The organism is Gorillibacterium massiliense, assembly GCF_000455485.1.
Classification (GTDB): Bacteria; Bacillota; Bacilli; order Paenibacillales; family NBRC-103111; genus Gorillibacterium; species Gorillibacterium massiliense.
Map to the genome: position 1 here is coordinate 23,352 of NZ_CBQR020000103.1, position 23,632 is coordinate 46,983.

A 23,632-nucleotide genomic window follows, 5' to 3' on the forward strand; every position below is an offset into this window, starting at 1 on the left:
GGTTCCTCCTTCTTTTTCTATCAGATCTGCAACGTATAAAAGAAGTTTTCTCTCCATATACTAGTAAAAAACATATCTGGAGGAATCCTATGAAACTTATTCCCGAGTACGAATCCGACTTTTCCTTTACCCCCACCGTCATCTCAGCCAGCGAACCCAACCCAGCTCGGAAGCTGGCAGAAGCGATGATCGACGTACTTCGGCGGATTCCCGAATCCCGTTCCGTCGTCTTTGTATGTATCGGAACCGACCGTTCCACAGGAGATTCTCTAGGGCCCTTGGTCGGATCGAGGCTGCGCCGGTACAGTTTTAACGATATCCATCTCTATGGCACCTTGGACCAACCGGTGCACGCCTTGAATCTGGCTGATACAGTCACCCAGCTGCACGCTGATTACGGTGATCCTTATATCATCGCCATTGACGCCTGTCTAGGGCAAAATTCCAGCGTCGGTTCGGTCAAGCTGGCCAGCGGACCTGTTAAACCCGGCGCCGGCGTGAATAAGGACCTGCCACCTGTCGGGCATATGCATATCACCGGCATCGTCAACATCGGCGGTTTCATGGAGTACTTCGTCCTGCAAAACACCCGACTTAGCATTGTCATGAACATGGCAGAGGTTATCGCCAAAGGCATCTATTTATCGCTTCTGGATTGCGGCAGATTGGCTGCCTTTTCTTCATCGTCGCTCTACCGTACCATGGAGCAATAATTACCTGTTTCAATCGGAATTAGCCAACGCTGGTCGTTTGCCGCTCCTTGCGGCTAGACCCTGCCGCTTTTTCCACCACTTCTTTTTCTTCAGGGGACAAGTTGTACGATGAATCCCCCTTTTCCAGCGGCTTGGCATACATGAATGTTTGTTCGCGGCTATGAATGCCTGTCAACACTACACCATCCAGGTAATCGTTCAAAATGGCAATGGAGAAGCTCATATCGCTTCCTCTTTGTCCGAAAGCGTTGTATCGGATTACCTCTACCTTGGACTTGCGCTCCTTCAATTCGCTGCGAATATCCCGGGCTGCTTGTTCATTGCGTTCCGTTCGATCATTCAACGTATGCAACGTTTCCTGCACCGAGCCCAATACTTCCTCGATATCCGCCCCTGATCTGCCATTCATCATCTTTTTGTACCGTTTGTTCATCTTGCTTAACCGAATGGATAAAATCAAAAACAAAACCAGCGACAAAAGGAACAAAGCCGTTCCTGCAACAAAATACACCTGTGGATCAATTTCAAAATCAGTCCCCATAAAACATCACCTCTCCATGAATGCTCAGTCTCTGTATGTCCGTGCAATCTCTTGTACGGCTTGTATGACATATACAACCTCATCGCGGGTTGTAGAAAACCCGATGCTGGCCCGCACGGCACCGCTGCCTAATGTTCCAGCCGTCTGATGACTGAGTGGCGAACAGTGGAGTCCGGTACGTACGGCGATCCCATAAGATTTATCAAGTATCATTCCCATTTCCGACGGATCCATTTTCGGCAAAAGAAAGCTGACTGTTCCTGTGCGCGCTTCGCCGAGCGATGGTCCCAATAATTCTAACCCCTCTACTTGCATTAACCCTTCCATCAACAGTTGGCTTAATTCCCACTCCCGCCGGTGAATGGCTTCCGTTCCTTCCTGCAGTACAACCTTAACCCCTTCGTTTAACCCGGCAATCCCCGGGGTATTTAGTGTACCCGCTTCATAACGATCCGGCCGTACATCCGGTTGGCCAGTTTCTTCCGAAAATCCGCCTGTGCCCCCATACATAAACGGCTCCAAATCAATCTCAGGGCTAATGTACAAGCCACCGGTCCCCTGTAGACCCAACAATCCTTTATGACCGGGAAAAGCCAACAGATCTATGTTCATCTTTTCTACATCTATGGGCAGAGCCCCTGCAGTTTGTGCCGCATCCACCAAGAGCCGGACGCCCTTTTTACGGCACATTTCACCTATTTCCCCCACCTGCAAAATACTGCCCAACACGTTGGAGCCATGGCTGACCGCCGCCAGTCTCGTGTTTTTTCGAAAAGCATCTGCTAATGCTGTCAAATCAATATTTCCTTTTCGATCGGCTGGCACATAGGTGACTTCCACTCCGCGTGTTCGCTTTAGCCATTCCAACGGCCTGCGTACTGAATTGTGTTCGAGTTCCGTGCTTATCACATGGTCACCCTCACGCAAGTATCCGCTGAGTGCCATATTCAACGCCATCGTCGCATTGGCTGTAAAGGCAATATCCAGAGGATTTTTAACACCGAGCAAATCTGCAAGATTCCATCTGCAGTCATAAATGATCCGGCTCGCATCCATGGCAAGCCGATGACTTCCCCTTCCGGGGTTTGCTCCGTTATCTTCGACCCATTTACCAACGGCTTGAGCAACCTGCGGCGGTTTTGGCCAGGACGAGGCTGCATGATCGAAATACGTTGTCTTCATCATATTCTGCTTATCGTCCCCTCCTATCGATTGATCCGAGAAGAAAAAAATGGACGGCATGTTAACCGTCCACCTTTACGTATCCCTTCTATTCACGATTCAACAAATCCAGCAGACGCTGCAAATCATCATCTGAATAGTAGGCGATTTCGATTTTCCCTTTATGGTTGTGATGCTTGATTTTTACCGTCGTTTGAAACTGGTTGCGCAGGTTTACCTCCGCCTCATTAATGAATGGATTTCGGCTGACCGTAGCTTTTTTCTTCGCACTTTCTTTCTCTGGCCGTTCCTCCATCTTTTTAATGGCCTCTTCCAGATCCCGCACGCTCCATTGTTCGCGCACCGTTGTCTCTGCCAGTTGCTTTTTCAGTTTGTCGTTTTTGACACCCGCAATCGCTCTGGCATGTCCCATGGTCAATGTTCCACGTGAAACATTTTGCTTAATCTCTTCAGGCAGCTGCAGCAGCCGCAAAAAGTTAGCAACATGAGAGCGGCTCTTTCCAACCTTCAAAGACAGCTCTTCCTGTGTAAGCTGGAACTCGTCTGCAAGGGATTGGTAAGCTAAAGCAAGCTCAATGGCATTGAGGTCTTCACGCTGAATGTTCTCGATGAGGGCAATTTCCATAACTTGCCTATCCGAAAAACTCTTCACCACAGAAGGGATCGTTTCCAGGCCCGCCAATACCGAAGCTCGGTATCTGCGCTCCCCAGCAATGATTTCATAACCCCTCAGTACACTTCGGACAATAATCGGCTGAATAACACCATGCTCTTTAATGGAGGAAGCCAGTTCGCGAATCGTTTCTTCGTTAAAGCTTTTTCTCGGTTGATAAGGGTTCACCCGCAGTTGCTTTAACGGGATTTCCACCACTTTATCGTCATCATTAATGTTCAAGGAAGGAATAAGAGCATCGAGACCTTTTCCTAACCTTTTATTCATAAACCAATCACTTCCTTGGCAAGTTCCATGTACACTTCGGCCCCTTTGGAGCGGGGATCATAGGTGATGATTGATTGCCCATGACTGGGCGCTTCGCTTAATCGCACGTTTCGAGGAATGATTGTCTGATAAACCTTCTGTTGAAAATACTTCTTCACTTCTTCGATAACCTGGATGCCCAGGTTTGTCCGAGCGTCGAACATCGTCAGCAGCACGCCTTCAATTTGCAGGCCCGTGTTCAAATGTTTTTGCACCAGACGAACTGTATTTAACAGTTGGCTCAATCCTTCCAAGGCATAGTACTCGCATTGAATGGGAATGATCACGGAATCCGCAGCCGTTAACGAATTCACGGTCAAAATACCAAGAGACGGAGGACAGTCGATGAGAATGTAATCAAACTGATGTTTGACCAGCTGCAAAGACTTTTTCAACCGCACTTCTCTCGATATCGTCGGTACAAGCTCAATTTCAGCGCCAGCCAATTGAATGGTAGCAGGAATAATCTTTAAATTTGGAATATTGGTTTCAACAATCGCATCTTTCGGGTGAACATCATTAATCAAAACATCATATATGCAATTGCTGACATCCGCCTTATTGACCCCAACTCCACTAGTGGTGTTCCCCTGGGGATCAATATCCACCAACAGAACCCTCTTCCCTAGCGTAGCCAAAGAAGCACCTAAATTCACGGATGTAGTCGTTTTTCCGACTCCGCCTTTTTGATTGGTCACGGCAATGATTTTAGCCAAAATAGTCACCTCAGAATTTCAAAGTACTCCCGATAAGAAAACCTCTTTCGAGGCTTTACAAAGATGAGCGACCGCGTTTTAGTGGTAGGTTTTCTTGGTACAGAATGTTTTAGTGCTTGAGCACTTTAGCAAACTTAATATTCTGTATCGTTAAGAAAAACGTCTATCGACACACATTCAAAGAAGTCAGACCGCGTATAAAGGTCGTTTTTCTTGCGATATCAGGAAGTCGCTGCTGCGAGGTTTATACTTTCTGATATCTTCAAAAGTTGTTCGCGGGTATAGTCCATAGGGCCATATGTCGGTTGTGCAAACGGTCACCCTGCCGACTCTCTGACATCTTATAAAAAAATGACGTCAGAGTTCTATTCTATCACGTTTCTCCATTAAAAAATGCTAAATACAAAAAAACTTCTATCGATGTATATTCAAAGAAGCCAGACCGCTTATAAAGGTAGTTTTTCGTGCGATCTAAGGATGCTGATGTTCCGAAGTTTGCTTTCTTATATCGTAAAAAAAGAAACAGCCTGCGGCATAATAATGCCAAAAAACAGGCTTGGATTGGGCCGACAACGACTATTAAGCATCTTTCCTTTTCGGAATGGTGATGACAATCTCGTAGCGATCCTCGTAATCTTGTTCTTTTGCTTTCACGTTCATTCCGGAGTTGGTGATCATATCAACGGATTGCCGGATCGTATTAAGTGCGAGTCGTGCATCCTTCGTGAAGGAAATCCGTTTACTCTTCTTGAGTTTGCTAGCTTCCATAAGAAAACGTACTCTGGCTTCCGTCTGCTTCACATTCAACTCTTTTGTAATGATATCCTGTAGAACTTTGCTTTGCAATTCTTCAGAGTTAAGAGCTAGCAGCGCACGAGCATGCCGTTCCGTGATTTGCCGTTCCATCAATGCTTTTTTCACATCATCGCCTAATTGCAATAGACGGATTTTATTCGCGATGGTGGATTGGCTTTTTCCTAAGCGTTGAGCCAGGCTTTCCTGAGTCAATTGATGCATCTCCATCAATTGCGTATAAGCCAGCGCCTCCTCAACAGCAGTCAACCCTTCTCTTTGTAAGTTCTCGATAAGTGCGATAGAGGCCGCCTGCGAATCGTTAAACTCTCGGATGATAGCGGGGATGGTTTCATGTCCAAGTTTTTTTACAGCGCGAAAACGCCGCTCACCGGCAATAATTTCAAACTTGCCGCCGCGAATCCGGACGACGATGGGCTGAATGACGCCATGTGTCTTTATGGTTTGACATAGTTCATCGATCCGTTCCTCATCAAAAACCGTCCGGGGCTGATAAGGGCTTGGAACAATTTCCTCCAAAGGAAGTTGTCTCAATTCATCTCCAGCCGCGCGATCGTTTAAACCGAAAAGTTTGGACAGTTGTTCTTTCATCAGCTTATACCACCTAACTGGTTTGCATAATCAATTGCGGGAAAAACGAACCGATCCGAATATCCATTTTTCAAATACTGCCGCTCTACAAAGTAAGTCAGCCCGACAAAACACTTCTCAAAAGTCGAAACCATACTCTTTGCACCTCAGCGAAAAACAGACACGCCAAATGTCTGACCCGAACGATAATTCTGCTGGCGTTCGCCTCTTTCGCATTCCCTAACGATGAATCATTTCGCCGGTTGATAAGCCGCTTAAAAGCTGGAATAATAATTTCTCCATCTTCACAGGTTTTTCCTGCCGCCGCATCTGTGAAATTCCATTGGCAAATGTTTCACGTGAAACAACGGAAGCACTTGACAATCACCGTTTTGTTAGCGGTTCTTTCAATGGAGTTCCAGGTTTGCGCGGATATTTTTTTGGCGTTGAAGCCGTCTTGCGAATGGAGATAATGTGTCGGTCCGCTTCTTCCACAGGCAGTTTGAAGGCGGAAATGCCGATCAGATTCCCGTTCAATTCAGATAAGCTGAACGCCGCATCTTCCACTTCTTCATGTGGGTCTGATCCTTTCATAGCTGCAAAAAGACCCCCGGTTTTGGCAAATGGCAAGCAAAACTCATTCAGTATGCTCAGCCGCGCAACCGCTCTTGCCGTGACCAGATCGTAGCGATCCCGGTGGTCAGATGCACGAGCCACCTCTTCCGCTCTGCCGTGTACGCAAAGTACTTGATTCAGGTTAAGTGTCTCCACCACATGCCGCAAAAACAGGATGCGTTTATTCAGCGAATCCACGATCGTAACACGTAAATGAGGAAAAGCGATTTTAAGAGGAATACTAGGGAACCCAGCGCCGGAACCGATATCCGCGATGGAATGGACTTCCTTCATGTTGACATGGAAGGCAAGAGAAAGAGAATCATAAAAATGCTTTACGTACACTTGTTCTCTTTCTGTAATGCCGGTCAAATTCATCCGTTCGTTCCAATCCACTAACTCCCGGTAATAAGCATCAAACTGCTCTAACTGCAGCTCGCTGAGTTCCAGTCCGTGATCACTCAATAATTCGGTGAATAGCCGTTCCGTCTGATCCATACCTGATCACTTCCTCGAAGCCGTTACTTTATTGTAGTGTTCCAGATAAACGAGAAGGATCGAAATATCCGCCGGAGTCACACCGGAAATCCGTGTTGCTTGGCCGATGGATACCGGTCTGATTTTCGCCAGTTTCTGCTTCGCTTCCGTCGCGATGCCGTGAACCTCTTCATAGACGATATCGTCCGGGATTTTCTTCTTCTCCATCTTTTTCAACCGGTCCACTTGAGCAAGCTGCTTTTCAATGTACCCGGCGTATTTAATTTGGATCTCCACTTGCTCCTTCATTTCCTCGGTCAACTCCAAAGATGTCGGGGCAAGAATATCCAAATGGGTATAAGTGATTTCCGGCCGACGGAGCAAGGATAAGGCATCGGTTACATTGGTCAGTTCCGTCGATCCGGCTTCCCGCAGCACCGCCTGCACCTCTTCATCGGGACGGATCTTCGTCCCTTTCAGCCGTTCAATTTCTTCAGCTACCAGCGCCTTTTTATTTAAAAACCGTCCGTACCTCTCTTCGGAAATAAGACCAATCTCATACCCGATAGGCGTCAGCCGCAAATCCGCGTTATCGTGGCGCAACAGCAAGCGGTATTCCGCACGTGAAGTGAGCAGCCGATAAGGCTCATTGGTTCCTTTTGTTACGAGATCGTCGATTAGTACACCGATATAGCCCTCAGAACGATCCAAAATGACTGGCTCTTTCCCCTGCACTTTGCGAGCAGCGTTTATGCCGGCCATAATGCCTTGTCCCGCTGCTTCTTCGTACCCTGAGGTTCCGTTGATTTGCCCTGCTGTAAACAGACCGTCCACCCGCTTCGTTTCCAAAGAAGGTTTCAGCTGCGTGGGAACGACGGCATCGTATTCAATGGCATAACCCGTGCGCATCATCTCCACCTTTTCCAAACCGGGGATAGAGCGGAGAATGCCTAGTTGCACGTCTTCCGGCATACTGGTAGAGAGACCCTGCACATAATATTCACTGGTATGGCGGCCTTCCGGCTCAAGGAAAATCTGATGCTTTGGCTTATCGGCAAAACGGACGATTTTGTCCTCGATGGACGGGCAATAACGCGGACCCGTTCCTTCAATCTGCCCGGAGAACATCGGCGCCCGATGCAGATTGCTGTTGATGATGTCGTGGGTTTCCCCTGACGTATAGGTCAGCCAACAAGGTAACTGGTTCGGTACCTCTTCCGTCGTTTCATAGGAAAAGAATTTCGGGTGCTCGTCCCCTGGTTGAATTTCCGTTTTGCTGAAATCGATGGTATCCTTGTGTACCCGCGGCGGCGTTCCCGTTTTGAAACGAGCCAGCTCAAAGCCCAGCTCCCGTAGACAGTGAGACAAGCGCACTGAAGGCTGCTGATTGTTAGGTCCGCTCTCATACATCAACTCACCAATGATGACCTTGCCGCGCAGATATGTCCCGGTAGTCAACACGACCGCTTTTGCAGAGTAAGTAGCGCCGGTTTTCGTTACAACTCCACGGATGACGCCATCTTCCACGATGAGATCTTCGGCCATGCCTTGTCGAAGGGTTAGGTTCTCCGTCTTTTCGATGGTTTCCTTCATCGTATGTTGGTAGGAGAACTTGTCCGCCTGCGCCCGCAATGCATGAACCGCAGGACCCTTACCGGTGTTCAACATGCGTAATTGAATATACGTTTTATCGATATTGCGTCCCATTTCGCCGCCAAGGGCATCGATTTCCCGAACAACGTGGCCTTTTGCCGGACCACCGATAGAGGGATTGCAGGGCATAAACGCAACCATATCCAAATTAATGGTTAAAAGCAGCGTATTGCATCCCATTCGGGCCGATGCCAATGCGGCTTCGCAACCAGCGTGCCCAGCACCGATGACGATGACATCATAATCGCCAGCTTGATAACCCATAATACAACTTCCTTTCTACCCTGAAATAACCTTCACTCATGCAGGTTAAGCTTCAGGCGGCTGTGCCGATTTTCATACATTCGCTGATGCTGCTTAAGCGGCATGTATGTTTTATGCGGCGTTTCCCTTGAAGCGCCATTCCTTACCGTCTATTTACCCAAACAAAATTGCGTAAAAATCTGATCGATCAGCGAGTCCCCGGCTTCTTCCCCAATCACTTCCCCTAGGGCTTCCCAGGCTCTGCGAACATCGATCTGAATCATGTCGATGGGGATCTGCAGATCCACCGCCTCCATGGCGTCCGTAAGCGCCGCTTCCGACTCCTTCAATAGTTGAATATGACGGGCGTTGCTTACATAGGTCAAATCCTCCGACTCCAGTCCCCCTTGAAAAAACAGGTCCGTCACCGCTTTTTCCAATTCCTCCAGGCCCTCGTTTTCCTTTACGGCCATGGAGACCAGACGCTCCTGCGGAATCCGTTCCTCAACAAACGCCTGATCCAGTTCCACCGGCAGGTCCGTTTTGTTCAAAATAACAATGATCTTGCGGTTCCGCAGTTCATCCAGCAACCGCTTTTCATCATCATGAAGAGGTTCGTTCACGTTCAGCACCAGCAAAATCAAATCCGCATCCTGCAACGCTCCCCGGGAGCGCTCCACGCCGATTTTCTCCACCAGGTCTGCCGTTTCACGAATTCCCGCGGTATCCAGCAATTTCAAGGGAATCCCGTTCATCGTAACATATTCCTCAATCACATCTCTAGTCGTACCGGGGATATCCGTCACAATCGCTTTATTTTCCCGGGCCAGTGCATTCAGTAGCGATGATTTTCCGACGTTGGGGCGCCCGACAATGGCCGTCGTAATGCCTTCCCGGATAATCTTGCCCTCCTGCGCTGCTTTCAGCAGTTTGTGGATCGCAGCAATGGAATCCGAGCTCTTTTCGCGGATAAAAGCGCTGGTCATCTCCTCCACGTCGTGCTCCGGATAATCGATATTGACCTCAATATGAGCCATCAGTTCAACCAGCTTGTGCCGCAGATCGCGGATCCGACGGGATAGGTCCCCTTCCACCTGCTTCATAGCCACCTTATGAGCACGGTCCGACTTTGCGCGGATCAGGTCGATGACCGCCTCCGCTTGGGCCAAGTCTATTCTACCGTTCAAGAAAGCCCGCTTCGTAAACTCCCCCGGTTCTGCCAGCCGCACTCCACTGACCTTTTGCAGGAGAAGATCCAGCACCCGTTTTACCGAAACAAGACCGCCATGGCAGCCAATCTCCACGACATCCTCCATTGTAAAAGATCGGGGAGCCCGCATCACCGTAACCAGCGTCTCTTCCAACCGCTCTCCTGTGGATGGATCGACAATATGCCCGTAATGCACCGTATGGGTTTCTGCCTTCCCAAGCTTGTTTTTGGGTGCGAATACCTGTTCAGCGGCAGCAATGGCCCCGTCTCCGCTAATACGGATAACGGCAATTCCGCCTTCTCCCAAAGGCGTAGATATCGCGGCGATGGTGTCGTTAATCATGAATATCCCCCCACTTCAATCCGTAAATCTGAATTTAGAAAATTCTATAGAGTAAAAAAGCAATGATCCGTAGTTTCCCCCGAATCATTGCTCTCATGTCTTACACTAACGTAAGGTAATGACGATACGCCGGTTGGGTTCTTCCCCTTTGCTGAATGTCTTTACCGCATGGTGAGTTTGTAAATAGGAATGAATGACTTTTCGTTCTTGTGGCGGCATCGGCTCCAGCACCATTTCCTTACGGGTTCGGACAACCCGATCTGCCAGTCGCCTTGCCAAATCCTCCAACGTCTTGCGACGTCGTTCCCGGAACTGCTCGGCATCGAGAATAATCTTCAGATGAGTATCCGAGTAGCGATTCGCTACAATGTTCACCAGATACTGCAGAGCATCCAGTGTCTGCCCTCTTCGTCCAATCAACATCCCAAGCTCGGGACCCGTCAGATTAAAGGTAAGGCCTTCGGCTGTTTCCGTTCGCTCCACCTTCACTGCCAGATTCATTGTACTACAAACATCCTGGAGAAAGATCTCGGCTTCTTCCAGCGGATCTGGAAGTTTCTCCACCTCAACCTTAGCGTCCTTGGCCCCAATTAGCCCGAAGAACCCTTTTACCGGTTGTTCCAGAACCGTCACCTGAACTCGGTCTTCCGCCACTCCCAATTGGGTCAGTCCGAGACGCACCGCATCCGCAACTGTTTTCCCCGAAACGACAACTTTCTTCATAGGCCGGTACCACCCCTGCTATTTCGATGGTTTTTTTGCCTTCTTTGTATTGCTATTGACGATCTTGCCTGGTTGCACATTCTTCGGTTTAGCATTTTGTGATTTACCCGACTTCTTGCCTGTGTCCGTCACGCCGGCAGTAGCCAAGGCAGGAGTCGTCTTCGAACTTCTTCCATATATGAAATAGTTCTGCACGATGGTAAAGATATTAGAGAAAATCCAGTACAGCGGCAAGGCAGCCGGAAAGTTTTTGGACATAAAGAAAATCATGATTGGGAAAATGTACATGATGACTTGCATTTGTCCCATTTGATTGCCCGTGGTCTTCGACATCATTTTTTGCTGCAGCCAGGTAGTAAGGGCCGCAATAATCGGCAGCACCCACGGATCCTTGGTGCCGAGCTGCAACCATAAGAACGTGTGGTTATGAATTTCGCCGTTACGCATAATGGCATGGTAAAGCCCCATCAGCACCGGCATTTGAATGAAGATCGGCAAACATCCAGCCATCGGGTTGACATTATTTTGGCTGAACAGCTTCATCGTTTCTTCTTGCTGCAATTTAGGATCGTCTTTGTACTTTTCCTTCAGCTTGGCGAGTTCCGGTTGCAGAGCTTGCATGGCCTTGGAACTTCTAACTTGTTTAAGGGTAAGAGGCAGAATAATAAGACGAATGATAATGGTCACGACCAGAATGGCCAGTCCATATTCGCCGCCAAAAATATGCGCGATAAAGTCAAGGAAGTGTGACAACGGACCAACGACAAACTTATCCCAGAAGCCGTTATCTGCATTGATCGGCTTTGGAATCATCTTTCCGTCCGGCCCCTTGACGGTGGTGGAACAACCGGACAAAACGAGCACCAGTATGGCCAGCGGCCATAGTTTATACAAACGTCGTAGCAAAATCTTATCCTCCCGCTGGAAAATCGTGTACAAACCCAAATATACCATATCTAATAGAACAAATAAACCAAACCGACGGAGATTCAAGAAAGGTTCATGCCAAGCGAAACGGCTCCGCCGTTTTTTGTTCTACGCGCGGATTGTCCACCGGTTTCAACAACTTTTCGATTCACCGAAAAAATCACCGAAAAACATTAATTTGATCCTTTGGAAGGTCCACCTTTTATTAAAGAAGCTCTTTTTAAAACGTGCAGCAGACTTTTGCGCATCTCTTCATATTCCATGTCGGCTACAGGCTTGCGGGCGATCAGCACAAAGTCTACCTTGTCCGCGATCTGTTCCTTATGCAACCGAACGATTTCCTTCATCGTTCGACGCAGCCGGTTGCGCACCACTGCATTTCCTAGCTTCTTGCTGACGGAAACCCCGACGCGGAAACATTCGTTTTGCGGTTTCGGCAGAACGTAAACGACAAACTGCTGATTCGCCGTGGATTTTCCATATCGGTAGACGCGGTTGAAGTCTTCCCTTCTGGCCAGACGATGTTCTTTATGCACAGTTAAAACCCCATTATATAGGTTACTCTTTTCAGCATACACCAGAATGAGCACGGTTAAACAAAAATCGCGCCCGACTGGATGCATAATGCCCTTAAACAGCAAAAAAGACCACGTGAAGTGGTCTTTGCGATTAGGCGGACAATACTTTTCTGCCTTTCAAACGACGTGCAGCAAGTACTTTCCGTCCGTTTTTCGTGCTCATCCGCTTGCGGAAGCCGTGCACCTTCTTGTGCTTTCTCGTATTCGGTTGATAAGTCGGTTTCATCTATTTTGCACCTCCCGAGGATTATCCCATCCTTAAAAATACCTTCAACCATTAAATCATCATTACAGACAAAAGTCAACGCATTCGTTTCCCAAACCATAATGAAATTTTTGACTCCCTTTTGGCGACTGTGGACAATATTTTTTGGCAAAAGGCAGGTTCTGTCGAACAAAACACAAATTGTGCACAATATGTAGTGCTGTGCATAAATACTTTCCACAAGTGATTGTGTTTGTGGATAAAAACCATTTTTCATTGAAAAACAAGGGTTGTTTTGATATATTAGTATTACTTTCGCTTGTGGATAGCGTATAAATGATCAGGTATTATCAACAGCCTGTGGATAACCCTGTTAACAATTTTCGATTTATTCTATTTACTGCTAACTTACACTTTCATAACTGTGGATAATTGGTTTAACAACACACCGTCTCAAAAATTTTTGGGGCGGTGTCGTTTGCCGTCGAACTCGTTCCCTCACGCAGGGAGCTTCTTTTCTCTTTATAAGAATTTGTAAGTTTAGTCCCGTCATTGGTTTTCTTGCTTTTCAGGAATTAAAGGAGTGAATTGTTTGTGGATCGCCTTGTCGACGAACGGTGGCAACAAGTACTATCGGCCATACAGACCAAGTTGAGCAAACCCAGCTTTGATACGTGGCTGAAATCAACCAAGGCCAGCATTTTTACCGATGAAATTATCGTCATCTGCGCCCCCAATAAGTTTGCACGGGAATGGTTGGAGACCCGTTATGTCAAAATGATTAGTTCAACGGTCAGCGAAGTATTTGATTGGAACGTCGAAGTTCAATTCATTCTTGAAGAAGACGCTGGGCAATTCACCGCCGCCCAAACCCAGGCAGCGCCGCCCGCCGCTAAACCGGCGGTCCAAACGGAAGACGCTGTCGCCAGCATGCTGAATCCCCGCTATACCTTCGACTCCTTCGTCATCGGTTCGGGCAACCGCTTTGCGCATGCTGCCTCCCTCGCTGTAGCGGAAGCTCCAGCAAAAGCGTATAACCCGCTTTTTCTCTATGGAGGCGTAGGACTTGGGAAAACCCACTTGATGCATGCTATCGGCCACTATGTGCTGGAGCATAATCCGGCGGCCAAGGTTCTATATCTTTCATCTGAGAAATTTACCAATGAGTTCATCAATTCCATCATGAACAACCGCGCGGAAAGCTTCCGAAACAAATACCGGAATATCGATGTCCTGTTAATTGACGATATCCAATTCCTCGCCGGCAAAGAGTCGACCCAAGAGGAATTTTTCCATACCTTCAACGCGCTCCACGAAGAACGCAAACAAATCATCATCTCCAGCGACCGTCAGCCGAAAGAAATTCCCACCTTGGAGGAACGTCTTCGTTCCCGTTTCGAATGGGGCCTCATTACCGATATCCAGCCACCGGACCTGGAAACGCGGATCGCCATTTTACGCAAAAAAGCGAAGTCGGAAAACCTGGAAATCCCCAATGATGCCATGGTTTATATCGCCAACCACATTGATACCAACATTCGCGAGTTGGAAGGCGCGCTGATTCGCGTTGTCGCTTATTCCTCCCTCATCAACGAAGATATTTCCGTGCCGCTCGCTGCCGACGCCCTTAAGGACATTATTCCGTCTGGCCGGCCGAAAGCCATCACGATTCAGGATATTCAGCAGAAGGTCGGCGAATTTTACGGCCTCAAGCTGGAGGATTTTAAAGCGCGTAAACGAACCAAGGCGGTTGCTTTTCCCCGCCAGGTAGCGATGTATTTAGCCCGCGAGCTGACGGATTATTCCTTGCCAAAAATCGGTGACGCCTTTGGCGGCCGGGACCATACCACCGTCATCCACGCCCACGAGAAAATTTCATCGTCGTTGAAGCAGGACTCAGAGCTGCATCAAGTTATCCGCAATATTTCCGATAAAATCAAAAACTCGAATAGTTAATCGGATAATGAGGATAAAATGATAGGAGTACGCACAACTTATACACATGTGGATAATCAAGTCTGGAGCGGCATTCACATACCTATCCACATATCCGCAGCCCCTACTATTACTACGACTATTTTTTAACTACAAAAATAATAGAAATGATCACGGAGATGGGGCCCTCATTTTAATTTATGCGAGTCAGCTGTTCTCCAGAACCGAAACTTGTATCCGGGAGTGAAAACGTTGAGACTATCCATTTCCAAAGAATATTTAAATGAATCCATTCAACATGTGTCCAAGGCGGTTTCCAGTCGCACCACGATCCCTATTCTTGCCGGCATAAAAATTGACGCAACGCCAACCGGTGTAGCACTAACCGCCAGTGATACGGATATTTCCATACAATCCTTTATTCCTGTTGAAGCGGATGGAAAAACCATCGCGCAAATTGCGGAAACTGGCAGCATTGTGCTTCCGGCTAAATTTTTTGGCGATATGATCAAAAAGCTTCCTTCCGAACATGTGGAAATTCATGTGCGGCCGCCTTTCCATGCCACCATTCGCTCCGGATCATCGGAGATTCAAATGGTGGGATTGGACCCGGAAGAATACCCCCAGCTCCCTCTCGTCGAGGAAAAGAAAGTCATCTCCATTCCGAGCGATCTGCTAAAAGCAATGGTGCGGCAAACATCTTTTTGCGTATCCACCAGCGAAACAACGCCGATCCTGACCGGAATTCTGTGGACTGTTACCGACAATGGTCTTAAGTTTATCGCCTGCGACCGTCACCGTTTGGCCGAACGGGAAACTCCGCTAGCTATCGGGGAAGGGCAGCATTTTTCCAATATCGCGATATCAGGGAAAACGCTGAACGAATTGAGCAAAATTTTGCCGGACTCCAACGAGCTAACGGATATCGTCGTATCGGATAACCAGGTGCTGTTTCGGTTGAATAATCTGCTTTTTTACAGCCGTATTCTCGATGGAACCTATCCGGATACATCCAAGCTAATTCCAAAATCCCATCAAAGCACCCTCGTCGTGCAAACCCGGGATTTGGTGGATGCAATCGACCGCGCCTATTTGCTGTCCCGGGAGGAAAAATCCAATGTGGTTAAAATGACCATGATGGAAGATGGAACGATCGAAATTTCTTCCAGCTCAACAGAACTGGGGCGGGTTACGGAAACCATTGATGCAGAAGAATTTACTGGCGAACGGCTGAAGATTTCGTTCAACTCCAAATATATGCTGGATGCGCTGCGTTCCATCGATAGCGCCGCCATCCGTCTCGGTTTTACTGGCGCCATGAGTCCGATCATCATTGAACCGGTAGGCGACATTAAGCTGTTGCAGCTGATTTTGCCGTATCGGACAACGAATTAAGGAGCGGCAGATGAAAAATATCGCGATACGCACCGATAACATAACCTTGGGACAATTTCTTAAGCTATCCGACTGCATATCCACAGGTGGACAAGCAAAAATATTTTTGCAGGAAACGCAGGTGTGGGTAAACGGAGAACCGGAAAACCGCAGGGGGAAAAAACTGGTGGAAGGCGACCATATCCGGGTTCAGGGAGCAGGTGAATTCCGGGTGGTGCGCGAGTCATGTTCCTGAACAAGCTGGTTCTGCAGCAGTATCGGAACTATCAACAGGTGGAGCTGAATATCAATCATCAGGTTAATCTCTTCGTAGGCCCAAACGCCCAAGGCAAGACGAACCTGCTGGAAGCGATCTTCGTTCTCGCTTTAACCAAATCCCATCGGACCCATCAGGATAAGGAATTAATTGGCTGGAATGCCGAACAAGCTTCCATTTACGGCGAAGTGGAAAAAAAATACGGAACGGCCAAATTGAACCTAATGCTAACCCGACAAGGGAAAAAAGCGAAGATCAATGGGCTCGAGCAGCGAAAGCTGAGCGATTTTATCGGGACCTTCAACGTGGTGATGTTTGCGCCTGAAGATTTGGAAATCGTCAAAGGAGCGCCTGGAATCCGCCGGCGCTTTCTCGATATGGAACTGGGGCAGGTTCATCCCGGCTATCTATACGATACGATGCAGTACCAGAAGATTTTGACTCAAAGAAACCAGTATTTGAAACAGACCGGAATGGCCCGGAATGCCGATGACGCGCTCCTTGGGGTGTGGAACGAGCAATTGGTTCAATTCGGTATTAAAATCATGAAAAAACGTCAAAGCTTTATAAGACAGCTGCAAGTCTGGGCGGAGCGCATTCATTCCGGCATAACCGGCGGCCAGGAGGAGCTCAGTATTCACTACCGACCCTCACTGGATATGGCTGGGGATGAAGATGAAGCTATGTTATTTTCCAAGTTTATGGTACAGTTATCACAGGTGAAAGATCAGGAGTTTAGACGGGGATCAACCTTGATCGGCCCCCATCGGGACGACATGGTGTTTATCATAAATGGCAAAGAAGCCCAAGTATTTGGCTCTCAAGGCCAGCAGCGGACAACGGCTCTTTCTCTTAAGTTGGCGGAGCTTGAACTCATCCGCGAGGAAGCTGGAGAATATCCGATCTTGCTTCTAGATGATGTGTTGTCCGAACTGGACCGCAACCGCCAAACCCAGTTGATCGAAACGTTCCAGAACAAGGTGCAAACCTTTATTACGACGACGGGAACGGAAAGCTTTGATCTCGGCAAGCTGCAAAATGCCGCCCTTTATCATGTGAAGGACGGAGGCTTGCTGGCATGACCGGCACCGTACCCGATTTTTGTGTTCGCTTATCGCATGTTGCGATCTCATTCTCAGCGGAGGGTTGACCTGATGTTTATTCATTTAGGCGGGGATAAGATCATCCGCTCTTCGGAGCTTATCGCCATTTTCGACTTATCCATCGAGGAAAATTCCAAAATTTCCAAACAGTTTGTATACGAAGCCGCACGGGAGAACAAAGTTGAAATCATCGGGGAAGAAGAAAGCAAATCCATGGTCGTTACCGTGGATAAGGTTTACTATTCTCCTATTTCTACGTCTACCCTGAAGAAGCGGTCCGTCTCCCTGCAAGTCAATTGAATAGCAGCATTCTTCGGGTCCCCAATAAGAAAGGAAGATCATGCGTCGACTTACGGCGTACTTCTTATTCGGGGATTAAATCGTGTAAAGTAGGTGAAGTCTAGTGTCAGTCAATCCTCCGAACGCGTCTTATGATGCGGATCAGATTCAGGTTTTGGAAGGACTTGAAGCGGTACGGAAGCGTCCAGGCATGTACATCGGCTCCACAAGCGCAAGAGGTCTTCACCATTTGGTGTGGGAAGTCGTCGATAACAGCATCGACGAAGCACTTGCCGGATATTGCGATAAAATCGACGTCATCGTTCACGTGGACAATAGCATCACCGTGATAGATAACGGCCGGGGTATTCCGGTTAGCGAGCAATCCAAGCTGAAAAAATCCGCCCTCGAAGTCGTGCTCACGGTGCTCCATGCCGGCGGCAAATTTGGTGGCGAGGAATCCGGCTATAAAGTATCCGGCGGTTTGCACGGCGTGGGCGTTTCTGTCGTCAACGCGCTGTCCGAGATTCTTACAGCTACGGTATATCGCGAAGGGAACATCTATCAACAGACATACCACCGCGGCATTCCGCAATGCGAAGTGACGGTGATCGGGGAAACGGACAGAACCGGCACGGAGATCAGCTTCAAGCCCGATGCGGAAATTTTTACGGAAACGACCGAATACGAATACGATGTGCTGGTCTCCCGTCTGCGGGAATTGGCTTATCTTAATAAAGGCATTGAAATCAATATTCTTGACGAACGGACAGGCGCTTCACAAAGCCATAAGTATAACGGCGGGCTCGTCACTTTCGTACAGTATCTTAATCGCAACCGGGAAGCTCTCCATGATCCCATCTATACAGAGGGCAGCAAAGATAGCATTTCGGTAGAGGTCGCCCTGCAGTACAACGACAGCTACAACGAAAATATTTTCTCTTACGCCAATAACATTCATACCCACGAAGGCGGTACTCACGAGTCTGGTTTTAAAAGCGCTCTAACTCGCATTCTGAACGATTACGCCCGTAAAAACGGCGGTTTGAAGGAAAGCGATGCCAATTTGAGCGGCGAAGACGTGCGGGAAGGGATGACGGCGATTATCTCCGTGAAAATCCCCGAACCGCAGTTCGAAGGCCAAACGAAAACCAAGCTGGGTAACAGCGAAGTGCGGGGGATCGTCGAATCTCTTTTTGCTGATAAGCTGGAAGAGTTTCTTGGGGAACATCCTGCGGTAGCTCGCAAAATTATGGAGAAGGGCATTCAGGCTGCTAGAGCCAGGGAAGCCGCACGTAAGGCGCGTGAGCTAACCAGACGGAAAAGCGCGCTGGAAGGCAGTTCGTTACCAGGCAAACTGGCTGACTGTTCTTCTCGGGATGCTTCCGTCAGCGAAATGTATATTGTCGAAGGCGACTCCGCTGGCGGCTCAGCCAAGCAGGGCCGGGACCGGCATTTCCAAGCGATTTTGCCCCTGCGTGGTAAAATCCTCAACGTAGAGAAAGCACGGCTTGATCGTATTCTCTCTAATGCGGAAATCCGTGCGATGATCACGGCTGCGGGCACCGGAATCGGCGATGATTTCGATATCACGAAAGCTCGCTATCACAAAATCATCATCATGACGGACGCCGACGTTGACGGCGCACATATCCGTACGCTGCTGCTCACTTTCTTTTACCGGTATATGCGGAAATTGATCGAGAGCGGATATATCTATATCGCGCAGCCGCCGCTTTATAAGCTGGAACGAAACAAAACGGTTCGTTACGCATACAGCGATAAACAACGGGATGCGATTTTGCAAGAGTTCGGCGAGGGAGTCAAGGTTGGCGTGCAGCGCTACAAAGGCTTGGGCGAGATGGATCCGGAACAGCTGTGGGAAACCACTATGGACCCCGCTACGCGGACGCTGCTGCAGGTCAACATTCAGGATGCCATCGACGCGGATCAAATTTTCGATACCCTTATGGGTGACAACGTAGAACCGCGGCGGGAGTTCATTCAAGAACACGCGAAATATGTGAAAAATCTCGATATCTAATCTTCTTAGCCAAACGTTTATGGATAAGCGGCAAGTCCCGGAAACGGGGCTTTGCTGCGTACTCGCGTTTATGAATTTTGAGGAGGTGCGCCATGGCCGAAGAACTGCAACCACAAGTGAGGGAACGAGATATCGGCTCGGAAATGCGCGAATCCTTTATGGATTACGCCATGAGTATCATTGTCAGCCGCGCGTTGCCGGATGTAAGGGACGGAATGAAGCCGGTTCACCGGCGTATACTTTATGCCATGTCCGAACTGGGAATGTCACCGGACAAGCCCCATAAGAAATCGGCGCGGATCGTCGGGGAAGTCATCGGGAAGTACCATCCCCACGGTGACTCAGCAGTCTATGAAACCATGGTCCGCATGGCTCAGGATTTTTCCCTGCGCTATCCGTTGGTAGACGGACACGGCAACTTCGGCTCCATCGACGGTGATTCCGCAGCTGCTATGCGGTATACGGAAGCCCGTTTGTCGAAGATCGCCATGGAAATGCTGCGGGATATCAATAAAGAGACCATCGATTTTGTGCCGAACTACGACGGGGAAGAGCAGGAACCGGCGGTGTTGCCGTCCCGTTTTCCCAATCTGCTGGTCAACGGCGTGTCAGGGATCGCGGTGGGGATGGCTACGAACATTCCGCCTCATAACCTGGGAGAGGTCATTGACGGTCTGCAGGCGATGATTATAAATCCGGAGATCACGCCTCTCGATCTGATGCAATACATTAAGGGTCCGGATTTCCCGACAGCCGGCTATATTTTAGGCCGCGAGGGCATTAGACAAGCATACACCACCGGCCGTGGATCGGTTACAATGCGCGCTCGGGCGGAAATCGAAGAAGTAAACGGCAAAGCCCGCATTATTGTTCATGAACTGCCTTATCAAGTTATTAAGGCCCGGCTTATTTCCAACATTGCTGATTTGGTCAGGGAAAAACGTATCGATGGCATTACCGATCTCCGAGACGAATCCGACCGCAACGGCATGCGTATCGTCATTGAGCTGCGCCGGGACGTTAACCCTAGCGTTGTGCTGAATAACTTATACAAGCATACGGCTCTGCAATCGAATTTCGGTATCATTATGTTGGCCATCGTCAATAATGAGCCGAAAGTGCTCAACTTGAAGGACATGCTCTATTATTATTTGGAGCATCAAAAAGAAGTGGTCCGCCGCCGGACCGAATTCGATCTGAAAAAAGCGGAAGCCCGCGCCCATATTCTCGAAGGCTTGCGGATCGCCCTTGATCATTTGGATGAAGTTATTCATTTGATCCGTACTTCCCGCAGTATGGAAACCGCCCGGGAAGCATTGATGACCCGCTTCGATTTGAGTCATGATCAAGCTCAAGCGATTCTTGATATGCGTCTATCCCGTCTCACTGGTTTGGAGCGGGAGAAGCTGGAGGAAGAATACGCCGAGCTGATGGCTAAAATCGCCGAATACAAAGAAATTCTCGCTGATGAAACCCGCTTGCTGGCCATTATCAGTGATGAGCTGCAGGAAATCCGCGTCAAATTCGGCGATGCTCGCCGTTCGGAAATCACCATCGGGGAAGAAAGCATTCTCGATGAGGATCTGATTCCGCAAGAAGACGTGATCATCACTCTCAGCCATTCCGGCTATGTGAAGCGTCTTCCGGTCGGTACCTATCGCTCGCAAAAGAGGGGCGGCCGCGGCGTGATCGGTATGGAGACAAAGGAGCACGATTTTGTCGAGCACCTTTTCGTCACCAACACGCACCAATTCCTCATGTTCTTTACGGACAAAGGAAAAGCATACCGGATCAAAGCCTATGAGATTCCGGAAATGTCCCGGACAGCCCGAGGAACACCGATCATCAATCTGTTGCAAATCGAGCAGGGAGAGAAGATCAGTGCGGTCATTCCCATCGAAGAATCCGGCGAAAACGAGTTGTTCCTGTTCTTTGCCACACAGGAAGGCATCGTCAAGAAAACGCCTCTTGATGATTACAAATACATCCGCAAGGGCGGCCTGATCGCTATCAACCTGCGGGAAGAAGACCGGCTTATCGGCGTCAAGCTGACGGACGGCAAGCAGGAGATCATCATGGGAACGAAAACGGGCATGTCCATCCGCTTCCCGGAATCGGACGTCCGTTCAATGGGACGGGCTGCAACCGGGGTGAAAGGGATCAGCATCGGCGAGGACGACGCCGTCATCGATATGGATATCGTGAACGAAGACAACAGCGTGCTGATCGTCACCTCCCAAGGCTACGGCAAGCGCACTCCGATGAGCGACTACCGTATCCAGTCCCGAGGCGGCAAAGGGATTAAAACCTTGAACATCACCTCCAAAAACGGCCCTGTTGTCGGGCTCAAGGTGGTTCGCGATGATGAAGATCTGATGATCATCACCACCCAGGGAACCATCATCCGGATGAGTATGGACGGTATCAATACAATGGGACGAAACACTCAGGGCGTTCGACTTATCAATATTAAAGAAGACGATGAGGTTGCGACGGTGTCCCGCGTAGAGAAAAATGAAGAAATGGCGGAAGAAGAAGAATAACGATCTTTGCAAAGGAGGGGTTTTCTCCCCTCCTTTTTTGCATTACAATAATGAATAAGCTTTAGATGAAGCAGAAAAAAACACCTGAGTTAGGATGGGTAACAATGACCGTTGTACCGCTTGCTCAAGCGAAAAATGGATCGAGGCTTTCCGAGGACGTCTTTACCAAAAGGGGCAATTTGTTGTTGGAGAAAGGTAAGGTCATCCATGAACGGGAGCGGCAGCTGCTTCATGCTTTTATGATTACTTCGATACCTCTTGAAAATGGGACGGAAAACGATTTATCTGAAATGACAGTGGATGCACCTTCTTCCGATCATTCTTCAACGCTTGATGACGAAATCAAAGTGATGAAAGATCTGCTTAAACGCGTCTTCAATCTGATTGCCTCTGGCCAGCCTGTACCGATTTTGGAAATTCGTCTGCAGCTCATCCGTTTGTTGGATCATATCGACGAGTTTCAAGTTTTGCTGAATGAAAAGAAGGACATTGGAAGCGATTATCTTTTCATCAATAGCATTTATGTAGCCATGACCTCGTATTTGCTCTCCAAGTGGCATGGTCTGCCGCAAAAGGATTGGCTGCCTGTCGCCTTAGGCGGACTGCTTCATAATATCGGTCATGCCAAAGTGGACGCATCGATTTTTGAGCGCAAGGAAAAGCTGACGGCTGAAGAACGCGATCACATGCAGAAGCATACCTTGATGGGTTATCAAATCATGAAAAACGTGCCGGCGGTTAATGAGGGCGTCAAATACTGCACGCTGCAGCATCATGAACGGGAAGACGGTTCAGGGTATCCTATGGGCGTAACCGGTGATCGCATTCATCCCTATGCCAAAATAGTCGCGATCGCCGACATCTATCAAGCTATGATCAGTAATCGCAGTTATAAATCATCCCAGTCTCCCTATCTGGTTCTGGATCAATTATGGGAGGAATCTTTCGGCAAGCTGGATCCGACGCTGGTTCAAACGTTTATTATAAAAGTAACCTCGTTCTCTAAGGGGAATTTGGTTAAGCTCAATGACGGCAGCGTGGGCGAGATTGTTTTCTTTGACCGGGATAATCCTACACGGCCATGGGTCAAGGTAGGAGAAAACATCATTAATCTGGTTGTTGAACGGAAAATGTATATTCAAGAGGTTTTGACTCGATAAGGTGCTTGTTGCTGATCAACTAGTTCAGTACGACATATGGCGGATTTGTACGGTTTGTACGAATCTGCTTTTTTAACGCTACAGAATGTAAAAGTTGCTAAAGTGCTGAAACACTAAAACATTCTGTACTAAGAAAACCTACCTCTGAAACGCGGTTGATCATCTTTGTAAAGCCTCGATAAAGGTTTTCTTATATTAAAAAGGGTTGACCCTGCTCCAAATCCGTGATATATTATACCTCGCTGTCTTAACCGGCAGCCAAATAGAGTCAGTGAGAGAGATTCACTGTTTCGAACGCTGAAAAAAGTTTTAAAAAAAAAGCTTGCAATTAGGTGTTCGACTATGGTATATTAATTGAGTCGCCGCTGAAAGCGAACGACGAAAGAAAAGCTTCAAAACGCAACACTTGGTCCTTTGAAAACTGAACAA

General features: G+C 48.4%; 21 protein-coding genes. 9 read left to right on the forward strand and 12 right to left on the reverse strand.

The window, feature by feature from the left end:
• The first annotated feature begins 89 nt into the window (after window positions 1-89).
• Window positions 90-713: a spore protease YyaC gene (yyaC, locus tag TJ79_RS14790; RefSeq protein ID WP_040951105.1), complete on the forward strand. Its 624-nt coding sequence runs from the start codon at window positions 90-92 to the stop codon at window positions 711-713.
• Window positions 714-732: 19 nt separating this feature from the next.
• Here the strand turns inward: yyaC and TJ79_RS14795 are convergent, their stop codons facing one another.
• The 12 genes from TJ79_RS14795 to rpmH form a co-directional block, all read right to left on the reverse strand.
• On the reverse strand, window positions 733-1,254 hold the full coding sequence (locus tag TJ79_RS14795) for a DUF4446 family protein (protein WP_052339612.1): 522 nt from the start codon (window positions 1,252-1,254) through the stop codon (window positions 733-735).
• A gap of 24 nt (window positions 1,255-1,278) precedes the next feature.
• Window positions 1,279-2,436 (reverse strand): aminotransferase class V-fold PLP-dependent enzyme, encoded by a 1,158-nt coding sequence (locus tag TJ79_RS14800; RefSeq protein WP_155987903.1) that lies wholly within the window; start codon window positions 2,434-2,436, stop codon window positions 1,279-1,281.
• An 88-nt stretch (window positions 2,437-2,524) separates the two neighbouring features.
• The gene (locus tag TJ79_RS14805) at window positions 2,525-3,376 is read right to left on the reverse strand and encodes a ParB/RepB/Spo0J family partition protein (RefSeq protein ID WP_040951106.1); all 852 of its coding nucleotides are present in this window, start codon (window positions 3,374-3,376) and stop codon (window positions 2,525-2,527) included.
• On the reverse strand, window positions 3,373-4,131 hold the full coding sequence (locus TJ79_RS14810; RefSeq protein ID WP_040951107.1) for a ParA family protein: 759 nt from the start codon (window positions 4,129-4,131) through the stop codon (window positions 3,373-3,375). Before TJ79_RS14810 ends, TJ79_RS14805 begins: the two co-directional genes overlap by 4 nt.
• A gap of 579 nt (window positions 4,132-4,710) precedes the next feature.
• Window positions 4,711-5,535, reverse strand: a complete 825-nt coding sequence (gene noc / locus TJ79_RS14815; RefSeq protein ID WP_040951108.1) for a nucleoid occlusion protein — start codon at window positions 5,533-5,535, stop codon at window positions 4,711-4,713.
• A 363-nt stretch (window positions 5,536-5,898) separates the two neighbouring features.
• Window positions 5,899-6,627 carry a 16S rRNA (guanine(527)-N(7))-methyltransferase RsmG gene (gene rsmG / locus TJ79_RS14820; protein WP_040951109.1) on the reverse strand — a complete coding sequence of 243 codons (729 nt, stop codon included), beginning with the start codon at window positions 6,625-6,627 and terminating at the stop codon, window positions 5,899-5,901.
• Window positions 6,628-6,633: 6 nt separating this feature from the next.
• Complete coding sequence (gene mnmG, locus TJ79_RS14825; protein WP_040951110.1) at window positions 6,634-8,523, reverse strand: tRNA uridine-5-carboxymethylaminomethyl(34) synthesis enzyme MnmG; 1,890 nt, start codon at window positions 8,521-8,523, stop codon at window positions 6,634-6,636.
• Window positions 8,524-8,672: 149 nt separating this feature from the next.
• The gene (gene mnmE / locus TJ79_RS14830; RefSeq protein WP_040951111.1) at window positions 8,673-10,055 is read right to left on the reverse strand and encodes a tRNA uridine-5-carboxymethylaminomethyl(34) synthesis GTPase MnmE; all 1,383 of its coding nucleotides are present in this window, start codon (window positions 10,053-10,055) and stop codon (window positions 8,673-8,675) included.
• Between the two features lie 105 nt (window positions 10,056-10,160).
• The gene (gene jag / locus TJ79_RS14835; protein ID WP_040951112.1) at window positions 10,161-10,778 is read right to left on the reverse strand and encodes an RNA-binding cell elongation regulator Jag/EloR; all 618 of its coding nucleotides are present in this window, start codon (window positions 10,776-10,778) and stop codon (window positions 10,161-10,163) included.
• 18 nt (window positions 10,779-10,796) lie between these two features.
• Window positions 10,797-11,684, reverse strand: a complete 888-nt coding sequence (gene yidC / locus TJ79_RS14840; protein WP_238323019.1) for a membrane protein insertase YidC — start codon at window positions 11,682-11,684, stop codon at window positions 10,797-10,799.
• Window positions 11,685-11,878: 194 nt separating this feature from the next.
• The gene (gene rnpA / locus TJ79_RS14845) at window positions 11,879-12,241 is read right to left on the reverse strand and encodes a ribonuclease P protein component (protein WP_040951113.1); all 363 of its coding nucleotides are present in this window, start codon (window positions 12,239-12,241) and stop codon (window positions 11,879-11,881) included.
• A 133-nt stretch (window positions 12,242-12,374) separates the two neighbouring features.
• Window positions 12,375-12,509 carry a 50S ribosomal protein L34 gene (rpmH, locus tag TJ79_RS14850; RefSeq protein WP_040951114.1) on the reverse strand — a complete coding sequence of 45 codons (135 nt, stop codon included), beginning with the start codon at window positions 12,507-12,509 and terminating at the stop codon, window positions 12,375-12,377.
• Between the two features lie 573 nt (window positions 12,510-13,082).
• On the opposite strand from rpmH, the gene dnaA reads away from it, so the two are divergent.
• From dnaA to TJ79_RS14890, 8 genes are all read left to right on the forward strand, one after another.
• Window positions 13,083-14,444: a chromosomal replication initiator protein DnaA gene (dnaA, locus tag TJ79_RS14855; protein ID WP_040951115.1), complete on the forward strand. Its 1,362-nt coding sequence runs from the start codon at window positions 13,083-13,085 to the stop codon at window positions 14,442-14,444.
• 231 nt (window positions 14,445-14,675) lie between these two features.
• Window positions 14,676-15,818, forward strand: a complete 1,143-nt coding sequence (gene dnaN / locus TJ79_RS14860) for a DNA polymerase III subunit beta (protein WP_040951116.1) — start codon at window positions 14,676-14,678, stop codon at window positions 15,816-15,818.
• 10 nt (window positions 15,819-15,828) lie between these two features.
• Complete coding sequence (gene yaaA, locus TJ79_RS14865; RefSeq protein WP_040951117.1) at window positions 15,829-16,053, forward strand: S4 domain-containing protein YaaA; 225 nt, start codon at window positions 15,829-15,831, stop codon at window positions 16,051-16,053.
• A complete protein-coding gene (gene recF, locus TJ79_RS14870) occupies window positions 16,044-17,156 on the forward strand; it encodes a DNA replication/repair protein RecF (RefSeq protein WP_040951118.1) in 1,113 nt (370 codons plus the stop codon). Before yaaA ends, recF begins: the two co-directional genes overlap by 10 nt.
• Before the next feature lie 72 nt (window positions 17,157-17,228).
• A complete protein-coding gene (remB, locus tag TJ79_RS14875; RefSeq protein WP_040951119.1) occupies window positions 17,229-17,477 on the forward strand; it encodes an extracellular matrix regulator RemB in 249 nt (82 codons plus the stop codon).
• A gap of 103 nt (window positions 17,478-17,580) precedes the next feature.
• Complete coding sequence (gene gyrB, locus TJ79_RS14880) at window positions 17,581-19,500, forward strand: DNA topoisomerase (ATP-hydrolyzing) subunit B (protein ID WP_040951120.1); 1,920 nt, start codon at window positions 17,581-17,583, stop codon at window positions 19,498-19,500.
• Between the two features lie 92 nt (window positions 19,501-19,592).
• Window positions 19,593-22,043 carry a DNA gyrase subunit A gene (gyrA, locus tag TJ79_RS14885; RefSeq protein ID WP_052339613.1) on the forward strand — a complete coding sequence of 817 codons (2,451 nt, stop codon included), beginning with the start codon at window positions 19,593-19,595 and terminating at the stop codon, window positions 22,041-22,043.
• Between the two features lie 65 nt (window positions 22,044-22,108).
• Complete coding sequence (locus TJ79_RS14890) at window positions 22,109-23,203, forward strand: HD-GYP domain-containing protein (protein WP_238323018.1); 1,095 nt, start codon at window positions 22,109-22,111, stop codon at window positions 23,201-23,203.
• Window positions 23,204-23,632 lie beyond the last annotated feature (429 nt).

Excerpts from the sequence above, each read along its gene's own strand:
- yaaA (WP_040951117.1), top strand. The coding sequence starts at position 15,829 with ATGAAAAATATCGCGATACGCACCGATAACATAACCTTGGGACAATTT.
- TJ79_RS14795 (WP_052339612.1), bottom strand. The coding sequence starts at position 1,254 with ATGGGGACTGATTTTGAAATTGATCCACAGGTGTATTTTGTTGCAGGA.
- gyrA (WP_052339613.1), top strand. The coding sequence starts at position 19,593 with ATGGCCGAAGAACTGCAACCACAAGTGAGGGAACGAGATATCGGCTCG.
- mnmE (WP_040951111.1), bottom strand. The coding sequence starts at position 10,055 with ATGATTAACGACACCATCGCCGCGATATCTACGCCTTTGGGAGAAGGC.
- recF (WP_040951118.1), top strand. The coding sequence starts at position 16,044 with ATGTTCCTGAACAAGCTGGTTCTGCAGCAGTATCGGAACTATCAACAG.
- noc (WP_040951108.1), bottom strand. The coding sequence starts at position 5,535 with ATGAAAGAACAACTGTCCAAACTTTTCGGTTTAAACGATCGCGCGGCT.
- TJ79_RS14805 (WP_040951106.1), bottom strand. The coding sequence starts at position 3,376 with ATGAATAAAAGGTTAGGAAAAGGTCTCGATGCTCTTATTCCTTCCTTG.
- jag (WP_040951112.1), bottom strand. The coding sequence starts at position 10,778 with ATGAAGAAAGTTGTCGTTTCGGGGAAAACAGTTGCGGATGCGGTGCGT.
- mnmG (WP_040951110.1), bottom strand. The coding sequence starts at position 8,523 with ATGGGTTATCAAGCTGGCGATTATGATGTCATCGTCATCGGTGCTGGG.
- rsmG (WP_040951109.1), bottom strand. The coding sequence starts at position 6,627 with ATGGATCAGACGGAACGGCTATTCACCGAATTATTGAGTGATCACGGA.
- remB (WP_040951119.1), top strand. The coding sequence starts at position 17,229 with ATGTTTATTCATTTAGGCGGGGATAAGATCATCCGCTCTTCGGAGCTT.
- TJ79_RS14890 (WP_238323018.1), top strand. The coding sequence starts at position 22,109 with ATGAAGCAGAAAAAAACACCTGAGTTAGGATGGGTAACAATGACCGTT.
- TJ79_RS14800 (WP_155987903.1), bottom strand. The coding sequence starts at position 2,436 with ATGAAGACAACGTATTTCGATCATGCAGCCTCGTCCTGGCCAAAACCG.
- rpmH (WP_040951114.1), bottom strand. The coding sequence starts at position 12,509 with ATGAAACCGACTTATCAACCGAATACGAGAAAGCACAAGAAGGTGCAC.
- yyaC (WP_040951105.1), top strand. The coding sequence starts at position 90 with ATGAAACTTATTCCCGAGTACGAATCCGACTTTTCCTTTACCCCCACC.